The sequence below is a fragment of the Murdochiella vaginalis genome (genome assembly GCF_902381775.1).
In the GTDB taxonomy this organism is placed as follows: Bacteria; Bacillota; Clostridia; order Tissierellales; family Peptoniphilaceae; genus Murdochiella; species Murdochiella vaginalis.
The window spans coordinates 423109-445848 of the sequence record NZ_LR698969.1; the positions used below are offsets into that span (position 1 = coordinate 423109).

A 22740-nucleotide genomic window follows, 5' to 3' on the forward strand; every position below is an offset into this window, starting at 1 on the left:
GATGACTCCCATCATTCAATTAAAAGATATCAACAAGCGTGTTCAGGACGGCACGCAATCCTTGCAAATATTGAAGGACTGCTCCATAACCATTCAGCAGGGAGAAATGGTTGCCATATTAGGCCGATCGGGCGCAGGTAAGACAACGCTGCTTAATTTGATGGCAATGCTGGATAATGATTATCAAGGAGATTATTATTTTGATCAAATGAATGCGCATGCTAAAACAGACGCAGAGCGTTTTTCACTTCGAACAAAATTCATCGGCTACATTTTTCAGGATTTTCAACTGATTGAGGAATTTACTGTGCTTCAAAACGTAGAGATGCCACTTGGATATCAGGGTGTTCCGCGAAAAGTGCGCATTCAACGTTCCTTGAAAGCCATCGAAGATGTTGGCCTGGGTAGGCGCGGAGATAGCAACGTTGGCACTCTTTCGGGTGGTGAACGGCAACGAGTATGCATTGCACGAGCGTTGGTACATCAGCCCAAAATCATTTTAGCCGATGAGCCAACGGGCAGTCTGGATCCTAAAACGAGTGAAGAAGTTATGACCCTGCTGATAGATCTGAACAGGGCATTCAACATTACGGAGGTGATTGTCACGCATGATGAGGTGGTGGCGAACCGATGCTCCCGTATTTATACGTTAAAAAATGGAGGAATTCATTATGAAAGGTAAAAAACTAATTGTCGCCACACTGTTTTTCATTGGTGCTGTGATAGCTGTACTAGTTTGGAGAATGCCAAAAAGTGATTATCAAAGACATGTGGCTAAATTTCATAAGGTCAATACTGCTAAGGTTGAAAACATGCTGTCTGATTCGAATGATTTTCTCTTGTATATTGGGCGAGAAACCTGCCCGACGTGCGTCGAATTTGTTCCCGCTCTCGCGAAGGTGTCAAATGAAAAGCGTATTCCGGTCTATTATCTGGACTCTTCGAATACCGAAAAAGATGCCAAATTAAAAAACTTTCGGGACAAATATAACATCATGTTTGTCCCTTCTCTGATGGTATATGTCAATGGAGAAGTCAGATTTCCAGAAGTCGCGACTGACCCTGCAAAATTGAGTCAGTCTTTGATCGCGATCGGTTTCTTAAACGATTGATCGAGAGTGTAAGATTAATTGTGTTTTCTGGAAACGAGGTGATATAGAAAAAGGATCCTCGAACCTATAGAATTTTGTTACCACAACAAAAGAAAAGGGAAACGAGGAATCCATATGAATGATTTTACCACAGACGCTAAGATGGCTCAAACAAACAAGATCAGTTTGACGGAAATTGTGCACCAGCATGTTGAGGATGCTGTCAACCAGCTTCTCGAGAATGAACTCACCGTCTTCCTAGATCACGAAAAGTGGGATATCGTGGCCAAGAATACGGATGATTGCCGGAATGGCTATTATGAATGCACCATCAATTCTGAGTATGGTCCGCTTCATTTGCGCGTGCCAAGAGATCTAATGGGCGATTTTGAGCCGCATACAGTGCGAAAGCGCGCTCGCTCCACCGATGGCCTGGAGCAGACGATTATTCAGCTATACCAAAAGGGTATCACGACTCGAGAAATCTCTGAGAAATGGGCACCAACCTATCCGCAGTTGAAAAAAGTATTCGAACGTCGCGACAACCTGTTCTCCTTTTTGGCCTTTCTGGAATCCGTTCGCCGGAGCCTGTATACAAACAATTTAGCCGAGAGCCTGAACAAAGGGCTCAAACGCATGATTAAAGTCAAAGAACAGTTTCCGACGGAAGATACGCTGGAGCGCGGTGTTTGTTAGCATTACATGGTCTAAAACGACGGGAATGGATTACGCAGTCAACGCGGATTTAAGGATGCCCATTTTGAGCTGGAAGAAATGTTTGAATCGTACCGTTGATTGACAGTGCTGTGCCCGTTTGCCGCACCGGCAGAATACGCATGTCTTTCGTTGGCGTCAAGGGACGCTCGCAAGCAAGCTCTACTGACACTACTCATCAGGAAACATTTATGACATCAACTTGACAAACAAAGGCAATAACTTTTCTATTATTAGGGAAGTGTGGCAAAGCATCGCTGGGATTGTTGGAACAATAATTAAATGTTTCATTAGATGAGGCAGCCGAAGGCATTACGGTTAGAAAGAAGCGTTCCTTGGCACTGATGAGTTCTATCAGCGGCTCGTTGGTAGATAAAAGAAGATTTGGAGAATAAACCTTACAACGAAGCCACAACCTGTTTACGATGCTGTGTTTTCGTTCATCAAGAGTACGAACCGCCATCATCAGACACGCTCCCGGATGGGCTTATTGCAAGCTAATCCGAGGGGCTTCGTGCGCTCTCATTCTTCAAACAAAACCGCAGAAGCCCTTGATTTCAGGAACTTCTGCACTGATAGCGCCAGTACGGTCTCATCGTAGCATTGTATCAATTACAGCGTCTTTATTGATCCTGCGCATAATACGGGTAAGATACTGAACAAATAAAAAGAAGAGTTTGGTCCATCCAATTTCTTTGAGCCTTCAGCTTGCCGCAGGAGACCGCATCACTTCCCTTCCAGTTGTGCGATGCACACCGAATCTTCGACCACTTCCCGCAAACGGGAAAGAGGGAGCTCTGCCTTGACATTCATCTTGAACACTCATAAATATGTAGCTATTGGTTTTGACCAGTTCCCACAAACAGATACGATGGGAAAAATGAACGAACTAACGGGGTTCACATGTACATCGCCAGACATTCATCCAAGGCGCTCGTGCCATGTAGAGTGCATAGCGTTGATACAAAGAGTGAAATCGTGAAAATCCTGCATTTTAAGCAGTTTTACAAGCATTATGTATTTGTAGAAGACGGAGAGGGAGGACGAAAAAAAGTCTTAAAAAATTATATGGGTGTGAATGTTTGCATTGATATGGTGTGTGGAGATACAAAGAATGTTTTTGAAAGTGAGGAATAAGAAATTATGAGATGGATAATAAAAATAATCTTATTCCCAATTAGCTTGGTGTTAAGTATCCTCACAGCATTTCTAACATTTCTACTTGGTATCGGAACAGCCATACTATATTTGCTGATGATGTTTTGCATATTTGGAGCAATTGCATCTTTTCTGCAAAAAGAAGTTACCATCGGAATAGAAGCATTGATATTAGGTTTCTTGTTAAGTCCATACGGAATACCGATGGTTGGAGCAACTGTTATAGCTTTTTTACAAGGTATCAATGAAGCAATAAAATCAACCTAAAAAATTTCATAAAAATGGTTACCAAAGGCGATAGAGAAAAAACTATCGTCTTTTTCTTTGCAAATTTTTAAGAGAGGAGGTGATCCTGCATGAACTTTGACTATTTCTATAACAGAGAAGCGGAAAGATTTAACTTTCTAAAAGTGCCTGAAATATTGGTAGACGGAGAAGAATTTAAGGGACTGTCTGCTGAAGCCATTATCCTATACTCCATGCTTTTGAAACGCACAGGAATGTCCTTTAAGAATAACTGGGTGGACAAGGAAGGCAGAGTATTTATCTATTTTACTGTTGAAGAAATTATGAGAAGAAGAAATATCTCAAAGCCGACAGCTATAAAAACATTGGACGAGTTAGACAGCAAAAAAGGAATAGGACTGATTGAAAGAGTAAGGCTTGGACTTGGTAAGCCGAATGTCATTTATGTTAAAGATTTTATGAGCATAATAGCGGTAAAAGAAAATGACTTTCAGAAGTCAAAAAACTTAACTTCAGAAGTAAAAGATTTTAACCTCAGAAGTAAAGAAAATGAACTTCAGGAAGTTCAAAATGTTGACTCTAACTATATAGAGAATAATAAGAGTAAATATAGTAAGAGAGAATATAGTTTTGGGAAAAGCGGACTTGGAACATTTCAAAATGTCTTTTTGAAAGATGAGGATATAGGAGAATTACAAATAAAAATGGCAGGAGAGCTTGATAACTACATTGAAAGACTATCAACCTATCTTCAAAGTACCGGAAAGACATATAAAGACCATAAAGCAACAATCCTTTCTTGGTTCTATAAAGATCAGGGAAGTAAGAAAAAAACCAATATCCCTACATGGGAGGAATATAACAAAGGAGTACATTTATGATTAAAGAATTAGAAAAAGTGATGATAGAAGATGTGGAATACAGCTTTGATCCTGAAAAAGAATACATCAAAGACGGACACGCCTACTGTAAAGTGTGCCATGAAAGAAAAGATGGAAAAGCATTAGAATTTTTCGGAAAGCAGATGATATTTAAGACAGCTTGTAAATGCGATAGAGATAGAGAAGCAAAAGAAAAAGAAAGACAAAAGCAGCTTGAAATCGAGAGATTAAAAAGTATCTGCTTCACATCCATGATTCAATGGGCATATACCTTTGAAAACTATCAGGGAAAAGAAAATCAGAGTCTTATCATCGCAAAGAATTTTGTAAAAGATTATGAATTGATGAGAAAAGAAAATATCGGACTCCTGTTCTATGGAACAGTTGGAAGTGGAAAGACCTATCTTGCCTGCTCTATTGCCAATGCTCTGATTGAACAGTATCACATAAGCGTTAAGATTAGAAACTTTGCACAGATAATTAACGAACTGCAAAAAGGCGGATTTGACCTTGATAAAAACGCATATATCGAATCCCTTGTAAACACTTCCGTTCTCATCTTAGATGATTTAGGAATTGAAAGAGATACAAGCTATGCCAAAGAGCAGGTATATAACATTGTGAATAACAGGTACTTAAAGCATAAGCCAACAATCTTTACCACAAATCTTTCATACAGCCAAATTGAAAACTGTACGGAGAGCGTGGAATACCAAAGAATTTACTCAAGAATTATTGAGATGTGTATTCCTGTGATGGTGCTTGGAGAAGATTACAGAAAAGTTATTCAGGAAGAAAAATTAAAGAGGAATAAAGAAAGATTACTGACTGGAGGTGAGAGAACTTGATCAATGAAGAAATTGCAAGAAAAACGCTGAATATGGAGGTTAAAGCCGGAAAAGTAACAGCAAAACTTCTTTTGACTTTACTCAAGAAACTAATGAAAGAGGCTGAGAAACTCGGAGGACTTGAAAAGCTGGTTAATGCTAATGGAAATGAAGTAAAGCTCAAAGATATGGTTAAAAAGGGACAGCTTGAAGAAATTCCGGTAGAAGAAGCAGAGCTGAAGGAACTGAAAAAGGAACTGAATCGGTATGGGGTAAAGTTTTCAGTGATGAAAGATAAAGAAAGCGGAAAATACTCCGTATTCTTTCAGGCAAAAGACATGAAAGTAATGGATAAAGCATTTAAACATGCTCTTTCAGAATCGGAAAAGAAAACGGAAAGGAAAGAGTCCATTCATAAAAGCATAGAAAAGTTCAAGGAGATGGCAAAGAACACTGTTTCTAAAGATAAAGTCAAGAATAAACAAAAGGAGCAGAGCCTATGATAGATAAGATACTAAAAGACATCAAAGGCTTATTTAAGGTGCAAGATAAGGCAAAGTTTCTAAAGCAGAATATTTCCTATCTTGCATTTTTCTATGTTGGAAACATCTTCTCTCACCATGTAAGAGCCTATACGGGTGGCGATGTTATAGATAAAATCTTTCAAGGAATATTAGAACTTAATACCATGAGCTTTATTCCGAGTATTCATGTGGCTGATATTTTAATGGGCGTAGGAGTGGCAGCTATAATTAAATTTATTGTCTATACCAAAGGCAAAAATGCAAAAAAGTTCAGACAGGGGAAAGAGTATGGATCAGCACGATGGGGAACTGCAAAAGATATTCAGCCTTATGTAGATGAGAAGTTTCAAAATAATATCTTGCTTACTCAAACCGAGCGATTAACCATGAATGGTAGACCGGCAAATCCAAAGTATGCGAGAAATAAAAATGTACTTGTTATAGGTGGTTCTGGTTCAGGAAAGACAAGATTTTATGTAAAGCCAAATCTAATGCAAATGCACTCATCATATTGTGTAACAGATCCTAAAGGAACAATAGTCATTGAGTGTGGCAAGATGCTTGAAGATAATGGCTATGAGATAAAAATCTTAAATACCATCAACTTCAAAAAGAGCATGAAGTACAATCCATTCGCTTACATCAGAAGTGAAAAAGACATACTGAAACTGGTGCAGACAATTATTGCGAACACTAAGGGAGAGGGAGAAAAAGCAGGAGAAGATTTTTGGGTGAAAGCCGAAAAGCTCTATTATACAGCTCTTATCGGATATATCTTCTATGAAGCTCCAAGAGAAGAAAAGAACTTTGCGACACTACTGGATATGATAGACGCTTCAGAAGTCAGAGAAGATGATGAAACCTATATGAATCCCATTGATAGACTGTTTGAAGCATTGGAAAAGAAAGAGCCTACGCACTTTGCAGTCAAGCAATATAAGAAATATAAGCTTGCAGCAGGAAAAACAGCAAAGTCTATTCTTATTTCATGTGGTGCAAGGCTTGCTCCTTTTGATATTCAAGAGCTTAGGGACTTGATGAAAGAAGATGAACTTGAGCTTGATACTCTTGGAGATAGAAAGACAGCACTCTTTGTTATTATCTCTGATACAGATGATACTTTTAACTTTGTGGTGTCTATCATGTACTCACAGCTATTTAACCTACTTTGTGATAAGGCAGATGATGAGTACGGAGGAAGATTACCTGTTCATGTAAGGTGCTTGCTTGACGAGTTTGCAAACATTGGCTTAATTCCGAAGTTCGAGAAGTTAATAGCGACAATCCGTTCAAGAGAAATTTCAGCAAGTATTATCTTGCAGGCACAATCTCAGTTAAAGGCAATCTACAAGGATAATGCAGATACGATTGTAGGTAACTGTGATAGCACCTTGTTTCTTGGCGGAAAGGAAAAGACAACACTTAAAGAGCTATCTGAAACACTTGGTAAAGAAACCATAGACCTGTATAATACATCGGAAACACGCTCCAATGCTAATAGTTATGGACTCAATTACCAAAAGACAGGAAAGGAGCTGATGAGTCAAGATGAGATAACGGTTATGGATGGTAGTAAATGTATTTTTCAGCTTCGAGGTGTCAGACCATTTTTGTCGGATAAATTCGATATTACAAAGCATAAGAATTACAAGTTACTTGAAGATTTTAATAAGAAAAATGCCTTTGATATTGAGGAATATATCAAGCGAAAAGGGAAAGCAAAATTAAATAGAGAAACGGTTATTACAAGAGTGCAGTAAGTCTAAAGAACATAGATTTGCTGTTTTTTTATTACTCAAAATCAGGAGGTAAGATGATAAGGATACGAAGTCCCACTAAGGAAAACTAAATAGCAAGAGTATCAGCGATTGGAAAAGAAAAAACTCCAGTCGCTTTTTTTATTGAAAAGAAAAGGAGAAATTTTTAATGAAGCAAGAAATGATTAACATCAATGCCAACTTATTGGCAGAACCAACTTTTTCAAGTTTTGACAAAGATGGAGAAACGGTTGAGGTTGCAAACTTCACACTTGTAAAAAAGTATGGGAAAGGTAAAGAATATATCAATTGTGCAGCCTATGGTGAAAAGGCAGAAACAGCAAAAGCATTTGAAAAGGGCGATTTGATCCATATCTTTGGATACTTTAAGAAGCGTGAAAAAGATGGAAAGACTTACAAAAACTTTGTTGTGAAGTCATATAACAAGATTGAAAAGAAAGAAGAAAACGAGGAGGAATAAATTATGGAATTTTTTACACAGGCAGTAAATGTATTAAAGATTTTAGTTATGGCAGTGGGTGCTGGTCTTGGAGCGTGGGGCGTAATTAACCTGATGGAAGGTTATGGCAATGACAATCGGGCGACACGTTCGTAAGTGAAAAGCTTGCGCACAAAGTCGAAGGGCATTGACCCGAAAACTTTGGAGAACTGATATTCCGATTGGTGAAATGAGGGAGTAACGCCCTGAAGCGCCTACCTAATACTCCGAATGGCAGGAAACCATGCAACAGGTTTCCCCAAAAGATGTTATAGAGCTCGGTGAAGTCGGCAGAGAGCAGTCGTAAGTATGATTTTCAGACGATACACGAAAGCTGTCCAGCGGTGGATGGTGCTGCCTATATGCCGGGGTTCGGTTACCCATGGTCAGGATGATAGAGATATCTGACGAATTTCTGAATGTACGAGTCTAAACGTTGATACTGTCGAAAGGCAGTACACCTTTTACGGTGGTGTCCGTGGATAAGTAAGACTGGTTGTTATGAAAGTCCATGCATCGTTACAGGCGATGCGGTTATGCATGACCGGATACAGGCTCAGAGGAAAGACCTAAAGGTATCCAATGATAGGAATATCGGAACGTGGAAAGCTGGGAACATGGAGGCTGTTGCAGACCGATGAAGTGGTGGATGGGAATACCTTCGCGAGAGGGCAATAACCATTCTTTATTCCAGTGAGAGCAGTGGCATGGTACCTGTGAAGCCGTGAACAAGTAAGCGGTGGAGGGACGGCCACAAGTCGAATTCAGTAAAAATCATAAAATACACAACAAACACAGCTTCGAGTATGACAAAGAAAATCCAAACTGAAAGGAGAGGATGCCTGTGCCCACTTCGGAGCAGCAAGAAAGGAAAAGTAAACAAAGAAAAATCCGCAATTCAGAGTATTACGACATGGAGTCAACCTTTGACCGCCTGTATGCCGAAAGCAAAAATGGAAAAACCTTCAATCATCTGATGGAAATCATTGAGAGCGAGGAAAACATCAAGCTGGCTTATCGGACGATCAAAAAGAATACAGGAAGTAATACGGCTGGTGTGGATAAGCGGACGATAAAAAGCCTCATGAAATTAAGTGAGGAAGAATACGTCCGCCAGATACGAAATCAATTCAGCAACTATCACCCGCGCCCCGTAAGGCGTGTGGAGATACCAAAGCCCAATGGAAAGATGAGACCGCTGGGAATCCCCACGATCATAGACCGCATTGTCCAACAGTGCGTTTTACAGGTCATGGAGCCGATCTGTGAAGCAAAATTCAGTGAGAATTCAAACGGGTTCCGCCCGAATCGCTCTGCTGAAACAGCGATTGCACAGTGTATGCGGCTGGTGCAGGTACAACACCTGCATCATGTCGTTGATCTTGACATCAAAGGATTCTTCGACAACATCAACCATACAAAACTGATCCGTCAAATCTGGGCATTGGGAATCCGTGACAAAAAGCTGATATGCATCATTAAGGAAATGCTGAAAGCGCCGGTCATCATGCCAAACGGTGAAAAGGTCTATCCGACCAAGGGAACACCACAGGGAGGAATCCTGTCACCGCTACTTGCAAATATCGTATTGAATGAACTGGATTGGTGGATTGCTTCCCAATGGGAAGAAATGCCAACCAAAACAGAATTCAAGATAAGAGAAAATGCGAGTGGCACAAAGATCAAGAGCCATTCTTACAGAGCTTTGCGCAGAAGCAGACTGAAAGAAATGCACGCGGTCAGATACGCAGATGATTTCAAAATCTTCTGTTCCTCTCATGAGGAAGCTGTCAGGGCCTATAAAGCCACAGAATTATGGCTGAAGGACAGACTGGGGCTGGATATCAGTCCTGATAAATCCAAGGTAGCGAACCTGAAACGGCAGTATTCTGAATTTCTCGGATTCAAGCTGAAAGTTCGTAAAAAGGGCAGGAAATATGTCATTCGGTCTCATATGAGCGATAAGGCGTACAAAAAGGCGCATGAAAAGCTATCCGAAGAAGTGAAGAAGCTGGCTCATTCGTCAGAAGAAGCACAGTTCATGCAGTTACAGAAATACAATTCTGTTGTTGCAGGCCTTCACGAATACTACTGTATTGCTACAGAAGTATCTCATGACTTCGGAAAGCTTGCCTTCAGTATTAACAAACAGCTCAGAAACAGGCTGAAAGGCGATCTGTCCAAAACAGGATATCTCAAGGATGGGTTTATCAAGCGGAAATATGGAGAAAGCAGACAGCTGAGATTTCTTCACAAGCGGCCTGTGGTTCCGGTGGGATTTGCACAGCCCAAGAACGCCCAGCATAAACGCAAGGCGGTCAATAAGTATACGGTGGAAGGTCGTGAGTTGATTCATAAGAATCTTCAAATTGACACAGAAACAATGCTTTGGGTGATGCGTAATCCTGTCCGGGGTCGATCTATAGAGTATGCGGATAACAGGATTTCACTGTATGCGGCGCAGTACGGCAAATGTGCTGTCACTGGGGAGACAATGGCTCCTCATGACATCCACTGTCACCATAAGCTGCCGGTCAGCAAAGGTGGAACCGATGAATATGCCAACCTGATTTTGATTAAGAAGGATGTGCATACCATCATCCATGCAACACAAGACCCAACAGTCGAGAGACTCCTGAAATTCCTTAATCTTGAACCAAAACAACTTGTAAAGCTTAACAAGCTTCGTGCATTGGCAGAAATGCCGCCCATTATTCTTTGAATGAAATGCTGTAACGAGGTGTGTAAGTTGTGTGCTTCATGTCCCAAAACTACTGAATTCGATGGAACGCCGTGTGCGGTGAAAGCCGCACGCACGGTGTGGAGCGGGGGAAAATCCTGAGATAATTTCAAGGGATTACCTATCGCTATCAGGTGCAAAGTCGCAGGGAATAAAGCAGCTTATGGCTGGAGGCGGTATCGTCTTAATCGGATTAAAGCTGATTCCGCTTCTTGCAAATGTACTCAAGTAAGAAGAAAAGGAGAAATTAAATGTTTGGGATATTCGACAAGATAGAGGAGTTTTTCAAAGATCTTCTACTGGGCGGTATCCAAGCAAATCTTGAGTCCATGTTTCTTGACATCAACGATAAAGTTGGTGCGATTGCAACGGATGTGGGAAAGACACCGATGGGGTGGAACGGACAGGTTTTCAGCTTTATTAAAAGCATTAACGATTCCGTTATCATTCCCATTGCAGGGCTAATCATTACGGCAGTCCTTTGTATCGAGCTTATCAATATGGTTATGCAAAAGAACAATATGCACGATACGGATACCTTTGAATTTTTCAAATACATCATAAAGATGTGGATTGCCGTATGGTTAGTGTCTCATGCTTTTCAGTTTTCTATGGCAGTCTTTGATGTGGCACAGCACATGGTAAATAAAGCGGCAGGGGTTATCAATACCTCTGCCGTTATCTCCGGAGATCAGATTGTAACGATGGTAGAAGGCTTAAAGGATAAAGGTCTTGGAGAGCTTGTCATGATACTCTTTGAAACCTCGCTCATAAAGGTGGCAATACAGGTCATTTCTATTGTGATTATGTTGGTGGTTTACGGAAGAATGTTTGAGATATATGTTTACTCATCCGTTTCAGCCATTCCATTTGCCACAATGGGAAACAAAGAGTGGGGACAGATTGGAACGAACTATATCAAAGGCTTATTTGCCATAGGACTACAAGGACTCTTTTTAATGGTTTGTCTTGGAATATACGCAGTATTAGTTAAGACAATACAGATAACAGATATACACACAAGTACCTTTACGATACTTGGATATGCGGTTTTGCTGGGGTTAATGATGCTAAAGAGCGGAACGCTGGCTAAAAGCGTATTAAATGCACACTAAAAGAAAGGATAGATATGATGAACAAAAGAAAAACAGTATTGATAGCAGTATCAGTTGGAACAAGTATTATGGCGGTGATGGATAGAATCAGGCTTCACAGCAAGGTGAATGACTTGGAAGAAAGAACAAAAGACATCGGTCGCTGCCACAATGATTTTTGTCTAATGCAGGAAAGATATAACAGAAGTACAGATGAACAGATTGCAAGTATTCAGGAAGAAATTGGCTCCGTATATGAGCATATAGAGGAGCTTTCAAAGGATAAAGAAGATGGGAGGTAAGTTATGGCATATGTACCTATCCCAAAAGACTTAAAGAAGGTAAAAACAAAGGTAGCATTCAACCTGACGAAAAGACAGCTTATCGGTTTTACGATTGCAGGACTGATTGGAATACCAATTTATTTATTTATGCGAAAGGTAGTTCCAAATGATATAGCAGTCATCTTTCTCATTGTGTCCACACTTCCCATATTTTTCATCACTCTTTTTGAAAAGGACGGACTTAGCTTTGAGAAATACTTTAAGTATGTTTACCTTCATAAATTTTATCAGCCACAAAAAAGAGTGAGAAAGGAGGTTTACCTTGAAAGACAAAAGAAAGATTCAGCAGCTAAAGTTAGAACAAAACCAAAAGAAGTTAAGAAGTCAAAAACAGGACTTAAAGCAAAATAAGGGAAAGTCTAAAAAAGATAGGGGCGGATTACTTGACCTTATCTTTAGGAAAGAGCCGAAAAGATACACAGTTGAAGATACCATTCCCTACCTTAGACTTTTAAAAAGTGGGATATGTCAGATTGATGAAAAGCATTTTAATAAGAGTATCGCTTTTGAGGATATAAACTATCAGCTTGCCTTAGAAGAAGATAGGGATTTGATTTTTAATCAGTTTGCAAACTTTCTTAATTCTTTTGATCCAAGTATCAGCATCGAATTTTCATATATCAATCAGCTTGGTAGAAACGAAGAAATGAAATCAGCCATTCAAATACCGGATAAAAAGGACGGGTTTGACGATATACGCCTTGAGTTTCGAGAAATGCTCAAGAGTCAGATTGTAAAGGGAAATAACGGACTGAAAAAATCAAAGTATGTAACCTTTACGGTGGAAGCGGATAATTTAGAGCAGGCAACATCAAAACTTGAAAGACTGGAGATAGATATATTATCAAGTCTTAAAAGTATGGGAGTAAGAGCAGAAAGCTTGAACGGAGAGGAAAGACTAAAGATACTTCATGATGTTTTAAATCCGAATAAGACCTTTGAATTTTCATATAAAGACTTAAAGAAAAAGGAAAGTACCAAGACATATATTGTGCCTGATGAATTTAACTTTACACCGTCAAGGTATTTTAAGTTTGGAAAGTTTATCGGAGCGGCAAGTCATTTTCAAATCCTTGCAAGTGAGCTTTCCGACCGTATGCTTGCAGAGTTTTTGGATATAGACGATAACATCAATATCTCTTTTCATATCAAGGCAATCGAACAATCGGAAGCCATCAAGATGGTTAAAAGAAAAAATACCGATATTGACAAGATGAAGATTGAGGAAAACAAAAAGGCTGTAAGGTCGGGATATGATATGGACATTCTTCCAAGTGATTTAATTACCTATGGAGAAGATGTAAAAAGTCTTTTAAAAGACCTTCAGACAAGAGATGAAAGAATGTTTGTTGTAACCATTATCCTTATGAACTTTGCAAGGACAATCCAAAAGCTGGACAATACCATTTCTCAAATCAGCTCTATTGCCAATAAGCATAATTGCAAGTTAAAAAGGCTTGACCATTCCCAAGAGCAGGGCTTAATCAGTGTACTTCCTCTTGGGGTAAATAAGATTGAAATTGACAGAGGACTAACCTCATCATCTACGGCAGTATTTATGCCTTTTACCACAGAGGAGCTTTTCATAAATTCGGCGAACAGTTTGTATTATGGACTAAATGCCCTAAGCCATAACCTGATTATGGCAGATAGAAAGAAATTGAAAAACCCGAACGGTTTAATTCTCGGAACTCCGGGAAGTGGTAAATCCTTTAGTGCAAAAAGAGAAATGGCAAATGCCATTCTTACAACCGATGATGATGTGATTATCTGCGATCCGGAAGGCGAGTACGGAAACCTTGTGCGTCAGTTTAAAGGAGAAGTCATAAAGGTTAGCAGTAAGTCAAAAGACTATCTAAATCCCCTTGACATCAATATGAACTATGGCGATGGGGACGCACCACTGAAAGATAAGGCGAACTTCATTATGTCCATGCTTGAGCTTGTCGTTGGCGGTAGTGGTCTTACAGCAGAAGAAAAATCGGTTATAGATAGATGCCTGCCTAAGATTTATGAAAAGTATTTTGAAAATCCAAAGCCTTGTAATATGCCCATTCTTCAAAACCTATATGATATGTTAAAAAATCAGGAAGAAAAAGTCGGAAAAAAACTGGCAACGGAAATGGAGATTTATGTAACAGGTTCTCTTAATGTATTTAACCATCAGTCCAATGTGGACTTAAATAAGCAGCTACTTTGTTTTGACATTAAGGAGTTAGGCTCGCAGCTTAAAAAAATCGGAATGCTTGTTATTCAGGATCAGGTATGGAACAAAGTATCGCAAAATAGGGGAAATAAGGCTACAAGGTACTATATCGACGAGTTTCACTTATTGTTAAAAGATGAGCAGACAGCTTCCTATTCCGTAGAAATTTGGAAAAGATTTCGTAAGTGGGGAGGAATCCCGACAGGCATTACACAAAATGTCAAAGACTTACTTATGAGCAAGGAAATTGAAAATATCTTTGATAATACGGACTTTGTTTTAATGCTTAATCAGGCTTCAGGAGATAGAGAGATTTTAGCAAGGAAACTTAAAATCTCACAGCCACAGCTAAAATATGTAACCAATTCCAATGCAGGAGAAGGACTTTTGTTCTTTGGAAATACCATTGTCCCTTTCCTTGATAAATTCCCGAAAGACACAATCCTTTATCAGAAGATGACAACTAAGCCTGAAGAAGTGAGGTAGGCTTATGGGAAAGAAACTGAAAAAGGACTTTAAGGAAAGGCAAAGGGCAAGGATTGAAAAGGAAAGGCTGCAAAGTAATAGCAGCATAGAGCCTGAAGAAAATAAACTAAAGCATAATGATGATTACAGAGGGAAAATCGTCCATGACAAAGACAGATTTCAAGATAAGGTTCATGAAAAGGTCAGTAAGAGAAGTGCAGAAACTGAATTAAACGGAAAAACTTCTAAAAGAAATGCAAGGTATAGAGCTTCTGATAAGGATAGCGTAGCTTCTGTAACTGAAACAGAAGGTGTAAGTCAAAAAGAAATTGGAAAAGCTGATTATGATACTGAGGTTAAAGATGGAAAAATCTATGATCCTTTAGGAAAAGACCTTGACAATGATGGGATTATAGACAGATATGACAACGACTTTAGGGACAGCGACTATTTTGAGTCAACCTATGATGTAGATGCATTAAAAAAAGATGAGATTAGCAGAAATCCAGTAAATAAGCAAAAGGCTCAAAAGAAAAATTATAAGAGAAAAAACTATTCCGATAAGCTCTATACCAGAAAAAAGGACAAAGAAGCCAAAGAGGAAAAGGCTGACAATAAAAAAAGCAGAAAAGAAGCCATTCTTGATAGAGAAAAGAAAAACAGGCTTTCTAAAGAACAGGAAAGAACTTTTAGGGATAAGGCTTCTAAGGTGTCCGCTTTATCAGGACTTGCTAAAGGAAGTGAAACCGTAAGAGATTACCTATCTCATGGAAGCGATGAAAATCAAGGGGTAGAGGCAGGAGAGAAGACAGCAGATACAAGCTCAAAGCTCATTCATGGCATTAAGAACTACTCGGATAAGAAAAAAGCAAAAAAAGGATATGACCTTACAAATAAGGACTATAAAATCAGAAAGAGAAAATCCAAATTGGAGTTTCGAGATGCCAAAGAGGAGCTGAAAAAGACACAGGAGTATCAAAAAGCAAATAACTTTAAGCGATTTCAAAAGCGAAAGCAGATGAAAGATTCCATTAAAAGACAGAATAAGTCAAGGCTTAGAGATCGCATTAAGGAAGGGCTTATAGGAAGTCTTAAAAGTTCAAAGGAAGTCATATTAAGAAAAGCAAAGAGACTTATGGTTATTTTCATAGGTCTTATTATTTTGGGAACTTTCTTTATCAACTTTGCAGGAACGGGAATGACAGGCTTTATGAACTCCACAAGTTCTGTTCTTACAACAAGCTATTTGTCAAAGCCAAATGTCCTAAATGAAATCAATCAGAACTTTTCCGCTATGGAAAGTGAGCTTCAAAGTGAGGTTGACAATGTCGAAGAAAATTATCCCGGATATGACGAGTACATCCTAAATAATACAGAGTACATCGGTCATAATGTCCATGAGCTTTTATCCTACATTACATCAAGGTGCGGAGAAGTAAAGAATGTATCGGAAGTAAGCTCCGTATTAAATGAGCTTTTTAAGTCCATGTATGACCTTGAGTATAAGGAAGAAGTAGAAATCAGATACAGGACAGTTACAGAAACCTATACCGATGAAGATGGAAATGAATATACCGAAAGCCATGAAGAACCTTACGAGTACAAGAAACTGATTGTAACCCTTCATAAAAGGGAAATGGACAGCATCATAAAGGAAGTCTTTGCAAACTATCCTGACAATCTAAAACACTATGAAGCCTTATTCCTTGCTCAAGGCAATATGGGAGAAGCCTTTGGCAATAGCGATCTGATTGCTTCAAATGGAGGTATCGGAGGTGGAAAAGAGTATGAGGCATCTACGGAAGTTCAAAAGAAGATTGTAAATGCTGCATACATTACGCCATCTCCGGGTGCAGGCTGGTGTGCTATGTGGGTATCGCAGGTCTATCAAAATGCAGGACTTGGATATATCGGAGGAAATGCCTGTGATATGTACCGAAACTATACCTTTACATCAGATAAATCAAAACTCAAGGTAGGAATGCTTGTTGCAGTTGAAAGTAGTAGTAGCGGAAGTACAGCAGGACTTACCTATGGTCATGTAGGAATTTATATAGGCGATGGCAAGGTGATAGATAATATCGGGAGAATCAGAGTAACTACCTTAGATGATTGGATAGCATCTTTTTGTCAGCATCATCCCGTAGGCTTCGGCTTTCCGCCAAATGTAAACAGATAAGGAGGACACAATTTGAAAAAAGAACTGACAGCAGTAAAAAATAGAATAAAGAAGTTAAAGGATAAAAAGGCTCTAATTGATGAAGAATTGGAGCCTTTGTTCATTCGTGAGGAAGAACTTGAAAACGAAGAAATTATTGCCATTTGCAGAAAGAACAACATTGCAATCAGTGATTTAATGGCAAAAGTAAACAGAGAAAAAGCAGAAGTGAAAAAGGAGAAAACAAATGAAAACCAGTTTGAAAAATAAAAGAATTACAGCCATTGTTGTAGCTTTTACCCTGTTAATGGGTGGAGTTTTAGGGGTGTTAAAAGTTGGTGCAAAGACAGTGTTTGCGTCAAATGAACCGCCTGAAAAATATGAAACATATTATGAACTGAAATTTGAGGATCATACTTCAGATGACACCTTTAGAGGATTTTATTATGTCGGAAAAGAAAATAAAGAAGGTCAGCCATTGAACTTTAAATTTTCCTTATCAAAATCCTTTGAAGAAAAGGGCGGTGTGGTTGTCGATAAGTATAATGAAACCTTTACCAATGAGAACATGGACAAGGAAAATGAGTTAGATGATCTAAGATACATGACAAAGAAACCCTATCCATATTATCGAATTCATAATGTAGGGACAGGTGCTTTTACAAGTATCGTTTCTCCAAGAGATAAAGATAATTACTATATTGGAGATATTACAGAAAAAGCAGAAGAACGAACCATAAAAGGAAAGAAAGCAAATGTCATTGTCTATACCTGCCCTGTTCTACAGTTAAATAGAAATATTGAGAAAGTAACAGTTGACTATGAGGGAGAGCTTAAAGAGGAAACAAAGAACGCTATTATTGACAGAGTAAAAGAAGTAAATCCCAATATCAACAATGTAAAAGAAATTAAGATTGTTAAGAACAAGCTGATTATTGAAACATGGAACAGATTTCATACAGGTGTCCCATACCTTGAATTACCTTTAGAGGATTTATATAAGAGAGTAGCGAATGCGTCAGCTCAAACAGACAATAAGGATACAAAGGATCAGGAAAGTCAGACAAAAAGTGAAGTAAAGGTCAAATATCAATATCAGGATGGAAAGGTATATAAGGAGTATTCAGCTTATTTTGATAAAAATCAGGTGATTGACGCTTCTGATCTTGAAATGCTTCCTGATAACATGAGCTTTAATGACAATTTTGTAAGCTACAAAGTAAAATGTGATGGAAGCGATAGTATTATCCGAATTGTAAAAAAGTTAGAAAGTAATGCTCAGACGCAGACGGAAAAGCAAAAAACAGAAGATAAGGGAACTCAAACAGAGCTTAGCAAAGATGATATTTCCAAAATGGAAAAGGAATCTAAGGAACTTCAGGAAAAACTTGATAAGCTAAATCAAGAGATTAAGGACAAGGATAAATTAAGCGACAAGCAAAAGGAGAAAATCAAAGACCTTGAGGAAAAAATAGATAAGCTGAAGGAAAAACTTGAAAAGGGCAAAGACGATAAGGACTTATCGGCGGATATGAAAAAGGAGATTGAGAAGCTAACTGAGAAAATTAAGGAGCTTGAGAAAAAGACGAATGAGGTTGGCAAGGCTACAGTTACGCATAATCCTACTGTAACACCAATCAGCCCTATCTCCGGAATGAAAACAGGAACAGGAAACTTCCCTCAAACATCGGTAAGTGATATGGGAAAAGGCTCATCATCACAGGATAATACAGGAAAGATTACAAAGGACACAAATGTTGACAAGACCGATGGAAAAGAAAAAGAAGTTCGTTATCCCAATAAGCTGACACCGAAACAGCCTGCCAATAACAGCAGTCAGGATTTCTCTATGGATGGTTCAAGTAAGACAGTAAATACCAATAAAGGAGTTGCGTCAGCACCATCAAAGGCAAGAGGAACTGTTACGGAAAATAAGGATAATGCGAACAATGATTATCCAATTCATCATGGAGATAGCAGTGATAAGGGAGAAACGGATATGTATTCAGCGGATGCAAGACAGTTTGTTACCTTTACTACTAAGAATGGCAAGACTTTCCATCTAATCATCAATCACGATGAGGATAGCGAGAATGTTATGCTCCTAACAGAAGTATCCGAAGACGATCTTCTTAATATGGTTGAGAAAAAAGAAGCTCCGAAACAGGAAATTACAAAGGAAGAACCACAAAAAGAAGAACCTAAACCTGTGAAAAAAGAAGAAAGCAGTAATACAGGAACCTATTTAATTCTAATTCTTGTAGTAGCAGGAGCATTAGGTGCAGGATATTATTTCAAGGTCGTTAAGAAAAAGGAAGATAAGGAGCTTGAAAGCTTTGAGGAGGAAGATGATGATTTCTTTTCAGAAGCGGAAGAAAGTGAAAATGAAGTAGATGAAGCAGAAACAGAAGATAAGGAAGATGATGATTTGGAATAAATTTGCACCCAAAACTATCTCATATTTGGTGCAAAAGACAGGGCGGGAGAGTAAAATCTTTCGCCCTCTTATTTTGAAAAACAGGAGGAAAAATATAGATGAAACTTGTAATTGCCGAAAAGCCAAGTGTTGCAATCTCTATTGCAAAAGTAATTGGAGCAACAAAAAAGAAAGACGGATACTATGAGGGAAACGGATACAAGGTGAGCTGGTGTGTCGGACATTTAATTCAGATGGCAAATCCAGAAAGCTATGATGAAAGGTATGCAAAGTGGAATATGGCGGATTTACCGATTATCCCAAGAGAATATAAGTATGAGATTACAAAGTCCACAAAGAAACAATTTACCATTCTTAAAAAGCTGATGAATGATAAGGACATAGACATCGTGATAAATGCTTGCGATGCAGGGCGTGAGGGAGAAGCAATCTTCAGGCTTGTATACAATCAGGCAAATTGCAAAAAGCAGATGAAACGCCTTTGGATTTCATCAATGGAAGATAGTGCCATAAAGGAGGGCTTTGATAACCTGAAAGACGGAAGTTTTTACGATAATCTATTTGAATCATCACAAGCAAGGGCGATTGCAGATTGGCTTGTGGGAATGAATTTAAGCAGACTGTATTCGTGTCTATACAAGCAAAATTACAGTGTGGGCAGAGTTCAAACACCTACCCTTGCCATGATTGTAAATAGAGATAATGAGATAGCAAATTTTAAGAAAGAAAAATATTTTACAGTCGAACTTTCTATGAATGGCTTTACACTATCAACAGATAGAATTGATGATGAAATAACAGCGGAACAGCTCTTAAATTTAGTAGGCGATAAGATAGAAATTACCGATGTTATTCAAAAGGAAAAGATAACAAAGCCTGAGCTGCCATTTGATCTGACAACGCTTCAAAGAGAGTGCAATAAATATTTTGGATACTCAGCTAAGCAGACACTTGATTATGCTCAAAGTCTTTACGAAAAGAAACTGATTACCTATCCAAGAACAGACAGCAGATGCCTTACTGAAGATATGATTGTAAGTACGGTTAATAACATTTTAGGAAAGAATGATTTTGACACAGAGCGTATCAAGACGGTATTTAATTCTAAAAAGGTTACAGACCATCATGCGATTATACCGACAGCAAGCAGTATGAATGAGAACTTAACTTCTCTTCCGGAAAGTGAATTGAAGGTATATGAACTTATTTTAAATAAGCTACATGCAAGTGTAGGCTATCCTTTAATTGAGAATACAACGAAGATTGTGGCTGAATTTGATGGATTTGAATTTACAAGTAGTGGAAAGGTGATTGTAGATGAGGGCTTTACCAAATACCTAAACGAATATGCGAAAAAGAAAAATGAAGATACAGTGCTTCCGGATGTAAAGATTGGTTATAGTCTTGATATTAAAGATAAAGAGATAAAAGAAAAATATACTCAACCAGCTAAACATTTTACGGAAGATCTTCTCCTAAAGGCGATGGAGCTTGCAGGAAATGACGCATTGGAAAAAGGTGTAGAAGTTGAGCGAAAAGGACTTGGAACACCTGCAACAAGAGCAGGAATCATTGAAAATTTAATCTTTAAAGGTTTTATTGAAAGAGATAAAAAGAACCTTATTGCTACACATAAAGGAATCAGCCTTGTAACTATTGTAGCCGATACATTTAAATCGGCAGAAACAACAGCAAAGTGGGAAATGGAGTTATCGGATATTGCACAGGGAAAATCTTCAAAGAAAGAATTTTTAGAGGCGATTGAAAATGAGATAAAAGAAGTGGTTTCAACTTATATCAAGTAAGATGGCACTAATTTCAAGGTGGAAAAAATGCCTTAAAAATGATATAATCTTTTGTAGGAAAAGTAGGGCGAAAGGAAACGGGTATGAAAGATACATTTATAGATACTGCAAAAGTTATGTCAAAAGGGCAGGTTACTATTCCGAAAAGGATAAGAGAGCTTTTGGACTTACAAAATGGAGATTATGTTACTTTTGTAGTTCATAAAGATAAGGTGCAAATTCAAAACTCCAAGACTTTTATTGAAGAAAACATTGATAAATAAAGGTGGTGAAATAACACAGATGACAATAGATGAAATAAAAAAGTTAATTCAAAATGGAGAAAAAATAGATGTTGAATTTAAAGAATCGAGGAATGCTTTAACCAAAGATGTCTTTGATACAGTATGCTCTTTTAACAATAGAAATGGAGGACACATCTTACTTGGTGTAGATGATAATAGAGAAATTATTGGTGTCAACGAAGATAAAGTTAATAAGATTATTAAAGAATTTACAACATCTATTAACAATTCGCAGAAGATGTACCCACCACTTTACTTATTGCCGGAAGTATTTGAGATTGACGGTAAAAAAGTGATTTATATCCAAGTACCTGAAGGTTATCAGGTATGCAGGCATAATGGAAGAATATGGGACAGGTCTTATGAAGGAGACATCAATATTACAGACCATGCAGAACTTGTCTATAAGCTATATTCGAGGAAACAGGGAAGCTATTTTGTGAATAAGGTGTATCCAAACCTCGATATAGAATTTCTTGATACTGATGTTATTGATAAAGCCAAGAGAATGGCAGTAGCAAGAAATAAAAATCATGTCTGGGAAAATATGAGTTATGAGGAACTGCTCCGAAGTGCAAATCTCATTCTGACAGATCCTGAAACAAAGCATGAGGGCATTACATTAGCGGCAATTTTGTTATTTGGAAAAGACAACTCTATTATGTCTGTTCTTCCACATCATAAAACTGATGCAATATTTAGAGTTGAAAACAAGGATAGATATGACGATAGAGATGTAGTCATAACAAATCTGATTGATAGCTACGATAGGCTTATTGCGTTTGGACAGAAGCATTTGAATGACTTATTTGTCTTAGACGGAATTGTAAATGTCAATGCAAGGGATAGAATACTTAGAGAAATTGTTTCTAATACATTGGCTCACAGAGATTATTCAAGTGGTTTCCCTGCAAAAATGATTATTGACGATGAGAAGATTATGATTGAAAACAGTAACTTAGCTCATGGCATGGGAGCATTGGATTTACAAAAGTTTGAACCTTTTCCTAAAAATCCGGCTATTTCAAAAGTATTTAGAGAAATAGGACTTGCTGATGAGCTTGGTTCAGGTATGAGAAACACCTATAAATATACAAGGCTATATTCAGGTGTTGATCCTCTGTTTGAGGAGGGAGATATATTTAGAACGATTATTCCTTTGAAGAAAATAGCGACTCAAAAAGTTGGAGGAAGCGGTGTCGCTCAGGATGTCGCTCACAGTGTCGCTCAGGATGTCGCTCACGATAAGATAGCTCTTGCAGAGTTTATAAAAGAAAAAATAAGAGGAAACAACAAGATTACAAGAAAAGCAATTGCAGATGAAGCTGGAGTTAGTGTAAAGACTATAGAAAGAACCATTAAAGAAATGGATAATCTACAATATGTAGGAAGTGGAAATAATGGTCATTGGGAACTGAATGAATAGCAGTAAGTTGCAGCACATAGAATTGAAAGGTGATTAGAGTAAAATCTAATCGCCTTTTTTGTTTGTAAAAAAAGAAGGAGGTAA

Annotated in this window: 24 protein-coding genes; 23 read left to right on the plus strand and 1 reads right to left on the minus strand. The window is 38.3% G+C overall.

The window, feature by feature from the left end; translation table 11 throughout:
* Position 1 precedes the first annotated feature (1 nt).
* From FXY30_RS01730 to FXY30_RS01740, 3 genes are all read left to right on the plus strand, one after another.
* Positions 2-682 (plus strand): ABC transporter ATP-binding protein, encoded by a 681-nt coding sequence (locus FXY30_RS01730; protein ID WP_083428147.1) that lies wholly within the window; start codon positions 2-4, stop codon positions 680-682.
* The gene (locus FXY30_RS01735; RefSeq protein WP_071705096.1) at positions 672-1112 is read left to right on the plus strand and encodes a thioredoxin family protein; all 441 of its coding nucleotides are present in this window, start codon (positions 672-674) and stop codon (positions 1110-1112) included. Before FXY30_RS01730 ends, FXY30_RS01735 begins: the two co-directional genes overlap by 11 nt.
* A 114-nt stretch (positions 1113-1226) precedes the next feature.
* Positions 1227-1787, plus strand: a complete 561-nt coding sequence (locus FXY30_RS01740; protein ID WP_071705097.1) for a transposase — start codon at positions 1227-1229, stop codon at positions 1785-1787.
* Positions 1788-1983: 196 nt separating this feature from the next.
* Here the strand turns inward: FXY30_RS01740 and FXY30_RS01745 are convergent, their stop codons facing one another.
* Positions 1984-2271: a hypothetical protein gene (locus tag FXY30_RS01745; RefSeq protein WP_147659361.1), complete on the minus strand. Its 288-nt coding sequence runs from the start codon at positions 2269-2271 to the stop codon at positions 1984-1986.
* A gap of 512 nt (positions 2272-2783) precedes the next feature.
* Between FXY30_RS01745 and FXY30_RS01750 the strand changes: the two genes are divergently transcribed.
* The 20 genes from FXY30_RS01750 (at position 2784) to FXY30_RS01855 (ending at position 22656) form a co-directional block, all read left to right on the plus strand.
* The gene (locus FXY30_RS01750; protein WP_097677417.1) at positions 2784-2942 is read left to right on the plus strand and encodes a hypothetical protein; all 159 of its coding nucleotides are present in this window, start codon (positions 2784-2786) and stop codon (positions 2940-2942) included.
* A gap of 6 nt (positions 2943-2948) precedes the next feature.
* Positions 2949-3230, plus strand: a complete 282-nt coding sequence (locus FXY30_RS01755) for a CD1845 family protein (protein WP_047200423.1) — start codon at positions 2949-2951, stop codon at positions 3228-3230.
* 89 nt (positions 3231-3319) lie between these two features.
* Positions 3320-4090, plus strand: a complete 771-nt coding sequence (locus FXY30_RS01760) for a replication initiator protein A (RefSeq protein ID WP_004830073.1) — start codon at positions 3320-3322, stop codon at positions 4088-4090.
* Positions 4087-4938 carry an ATP-binding protein gene (locus FXY30_RS01765; RefSeq protein WP_047200422.1) on the plus strand — a complete coding sequence of 284 codons (852 nt, stop codon included), beginning with the start codon at positions 4087-4089 and terminating at the stop codon, positions 4936-4938. The genes FXY30_RS01760 and FXY30_RS01765 overlap by 4 nt, the downstream gene beginning before the upstream one ends.
* Positions 4935-5420, plus strand: coding sequence for a PcfB family protein (locus FXY30_RS01770; protein WP_009346332.1), 486 nt, complete (start codon positions 4935-4937; stop codon positions 5418-5420). Before FXY30_RS01765 ends, FXY30_RS01770 begins: the two co-directional genes overlap by 4 nt.
* Positions 5417-7201, plus strand: a complete 1785-nt coding sequence (locus tag FXY30_RS01775) for a VirD4-like conjugal transfer protein, CD1115 family (RefSeq protein WP_050201756.1) — start codon at positions 5417-5419, stop codon at positions 7199-7201. The genes FXY30_RS01770 and FXY30_RS01775 overlap by 4 nt, the downstream gene beginning before the upstream one ends.
* 166 nt (positions 7202-7367) lie before the next feature.
* Positions 7368-7679: a single-stranded DNA-binding protein gene (locus FXY30_RS01785; protein ID WP_047200386.1), complete on the plus strand. Its 312-nt coding sequence runs from the start codon at positions 7368-7370 to the stop codon at positions 7677-7679.
* Between the two features lie 3 nt (positions 7680-7682).
* Positions 7683-7814: a Maff2 family mobile element protein gene (locus tag FXY30_RS01790; RefSeq protein ID WP_000394211.1), complete on the plus strand. Its 132-nt coding sequence runs from the start codon at positions 7683-7685 to the stop codon at positions 7812-7814.
* A 796-nt stretch (positions 7815-8610) separates the two neighbouring features.
* Positions 8611-10419, plus strand: coding sequence for a group II intron reverse transcriptase/maturase (ltrA, locus tag FXY30_RS01795; protein WP_232009033.1), 1809 nt, complete (start codon positions 8611-8613; stop codon positions 10417-10419).
* 124 nt (positions 10420-10543) lie between these two features.
* Positions 10544-10669 carry a Maff2 family mobile element protein gene (locus FXY30_RS01800; protein ID WP_462931556.1) on the plus strand — a complete coding sequence of 42 codons (126 nt, stop codon included), beginning with the start codon at positions 10544-10546 and terminating at the stop codon, positions 10667-10669.
* Positions 10670-10688: 19 nt separating this feature from the next.
* A complete protein-coding gene (locus tag FXY30_RS01805; RefSeq protein WP_000466901.1) occupies positions 10689-11552 on the plus strand; it encodes a VirB6/TrbL-like conjugal transfer protein, CD1112 family in 864 nt (287 codons plus the stop codon).
* A gap of 17 nt (positions 11553-11569) precedes the next feature.
* Complete coding sequence (locus tag FXY30_RS01810; protein ID WP_047200385.1) at positions 11570-11833, plus strand: hypothetical protein; 264 nt, start codon at positions 11570-11572, stop codon at positions 11831-11833.
* A gap of 3 nt (positions 11834-11836) precedes the next feature.
* On the plus strand, positions 11837-12226 hold the full coding sequence (locus tag FXY30_RS01815) for a PrgI family protein (protein WP_047200384.1): 390 nt from the start codon (positions 11837-11839) through the stop codon (positions 12224-12226).
* Complete coding sequence (locus FXY30_RS01820; RefSeq protein ID WP_071705098.1) at positions 12138-14567, plus strand: VirB4-like conjugal transfer ATPase, CD1110 family; 2430 nt, start codon at positions 12138-12140, stop codon at positions 14565-14567. The genes FXY30_RS01815 and FXY30_RS01820 overlap by 89 nt, the downstream gene beginning before the upstream one ends.
* 4 nt (positions 14568-14571) lie before the next feature.
* Positions 14572-16725 (plus strand): CHAP domain-containing protein, encoded by a 2154-nt coding sequence (locus tag FXY30_RS01825; protein ID WP_071705099.1) that lies wholly within the window; start codon positions 14572-14574, stop codon positions 16723-16725.
* A 12-nt stretch (positions 16726-16737) separates the two neighbouring features.
* Positions 16738-16974, plus strand: a complete 237-nt coding sequence (locus FXY30_RS01830; protein ID WP_047200382.1) for a hypothetical protein — start codon at positions 16738-16740, stop codon at positions 16972-16974.
* Entirely contained in the window at positions 16952-19141 is a 2190-nt protein-coding gene (locus FXY30_RS01835) for a CD1107 family mobile element protein (protein WP_047200381.1), read from the plus strand. The genes FXY30_RS01830 and FXY30_RS01835 overlap by 23 nt, the downstream gene beginning before the upstream one ends.
* A 98-nt stretch (positions 19142-19239) precedes the next feature.
* Positions 19240-20946 (plus strand): DNA topoisomerase 3, encoded by a 1707-nt coding sequence (locus tag FXY30_RS01845; RefSeq protein WP_047200380.1) that lies wholly within the window; start codon positions 19240-19242, stop codon positions 20944-20946.
* Between the two features lie 83 nt (positions 20947-21029).
* Positions 21030-21209, plus strand: coding sequence for an AbrB/MazE/SpoVT family DNA-binding domain-containing protein (locus tag FXY30_RS01850; RefSeq protein ID WP_047200379.1), 180 nt, complete (start codon positions 21030-21032; stop codon positions 21207-21209).
* Positions 21187-22656: an AlbA family DNA-binding domain-containing protein gene (locus FXY30_RS01855; RefSeq protein ID WP_232009034.1), complete on the plus strand. Its 1470-nt coding sequence runs from the start codon at positions 21187-21189 to the stop codon at positions 22654-22656. Before FXY30_RS01850 ends, FXY30_RS01855 begins: the two co-directional genes overlap by 23 nt.
* The last annotated feature ends 84 nt before the right edge of the window (positions 22657-22740 follow it).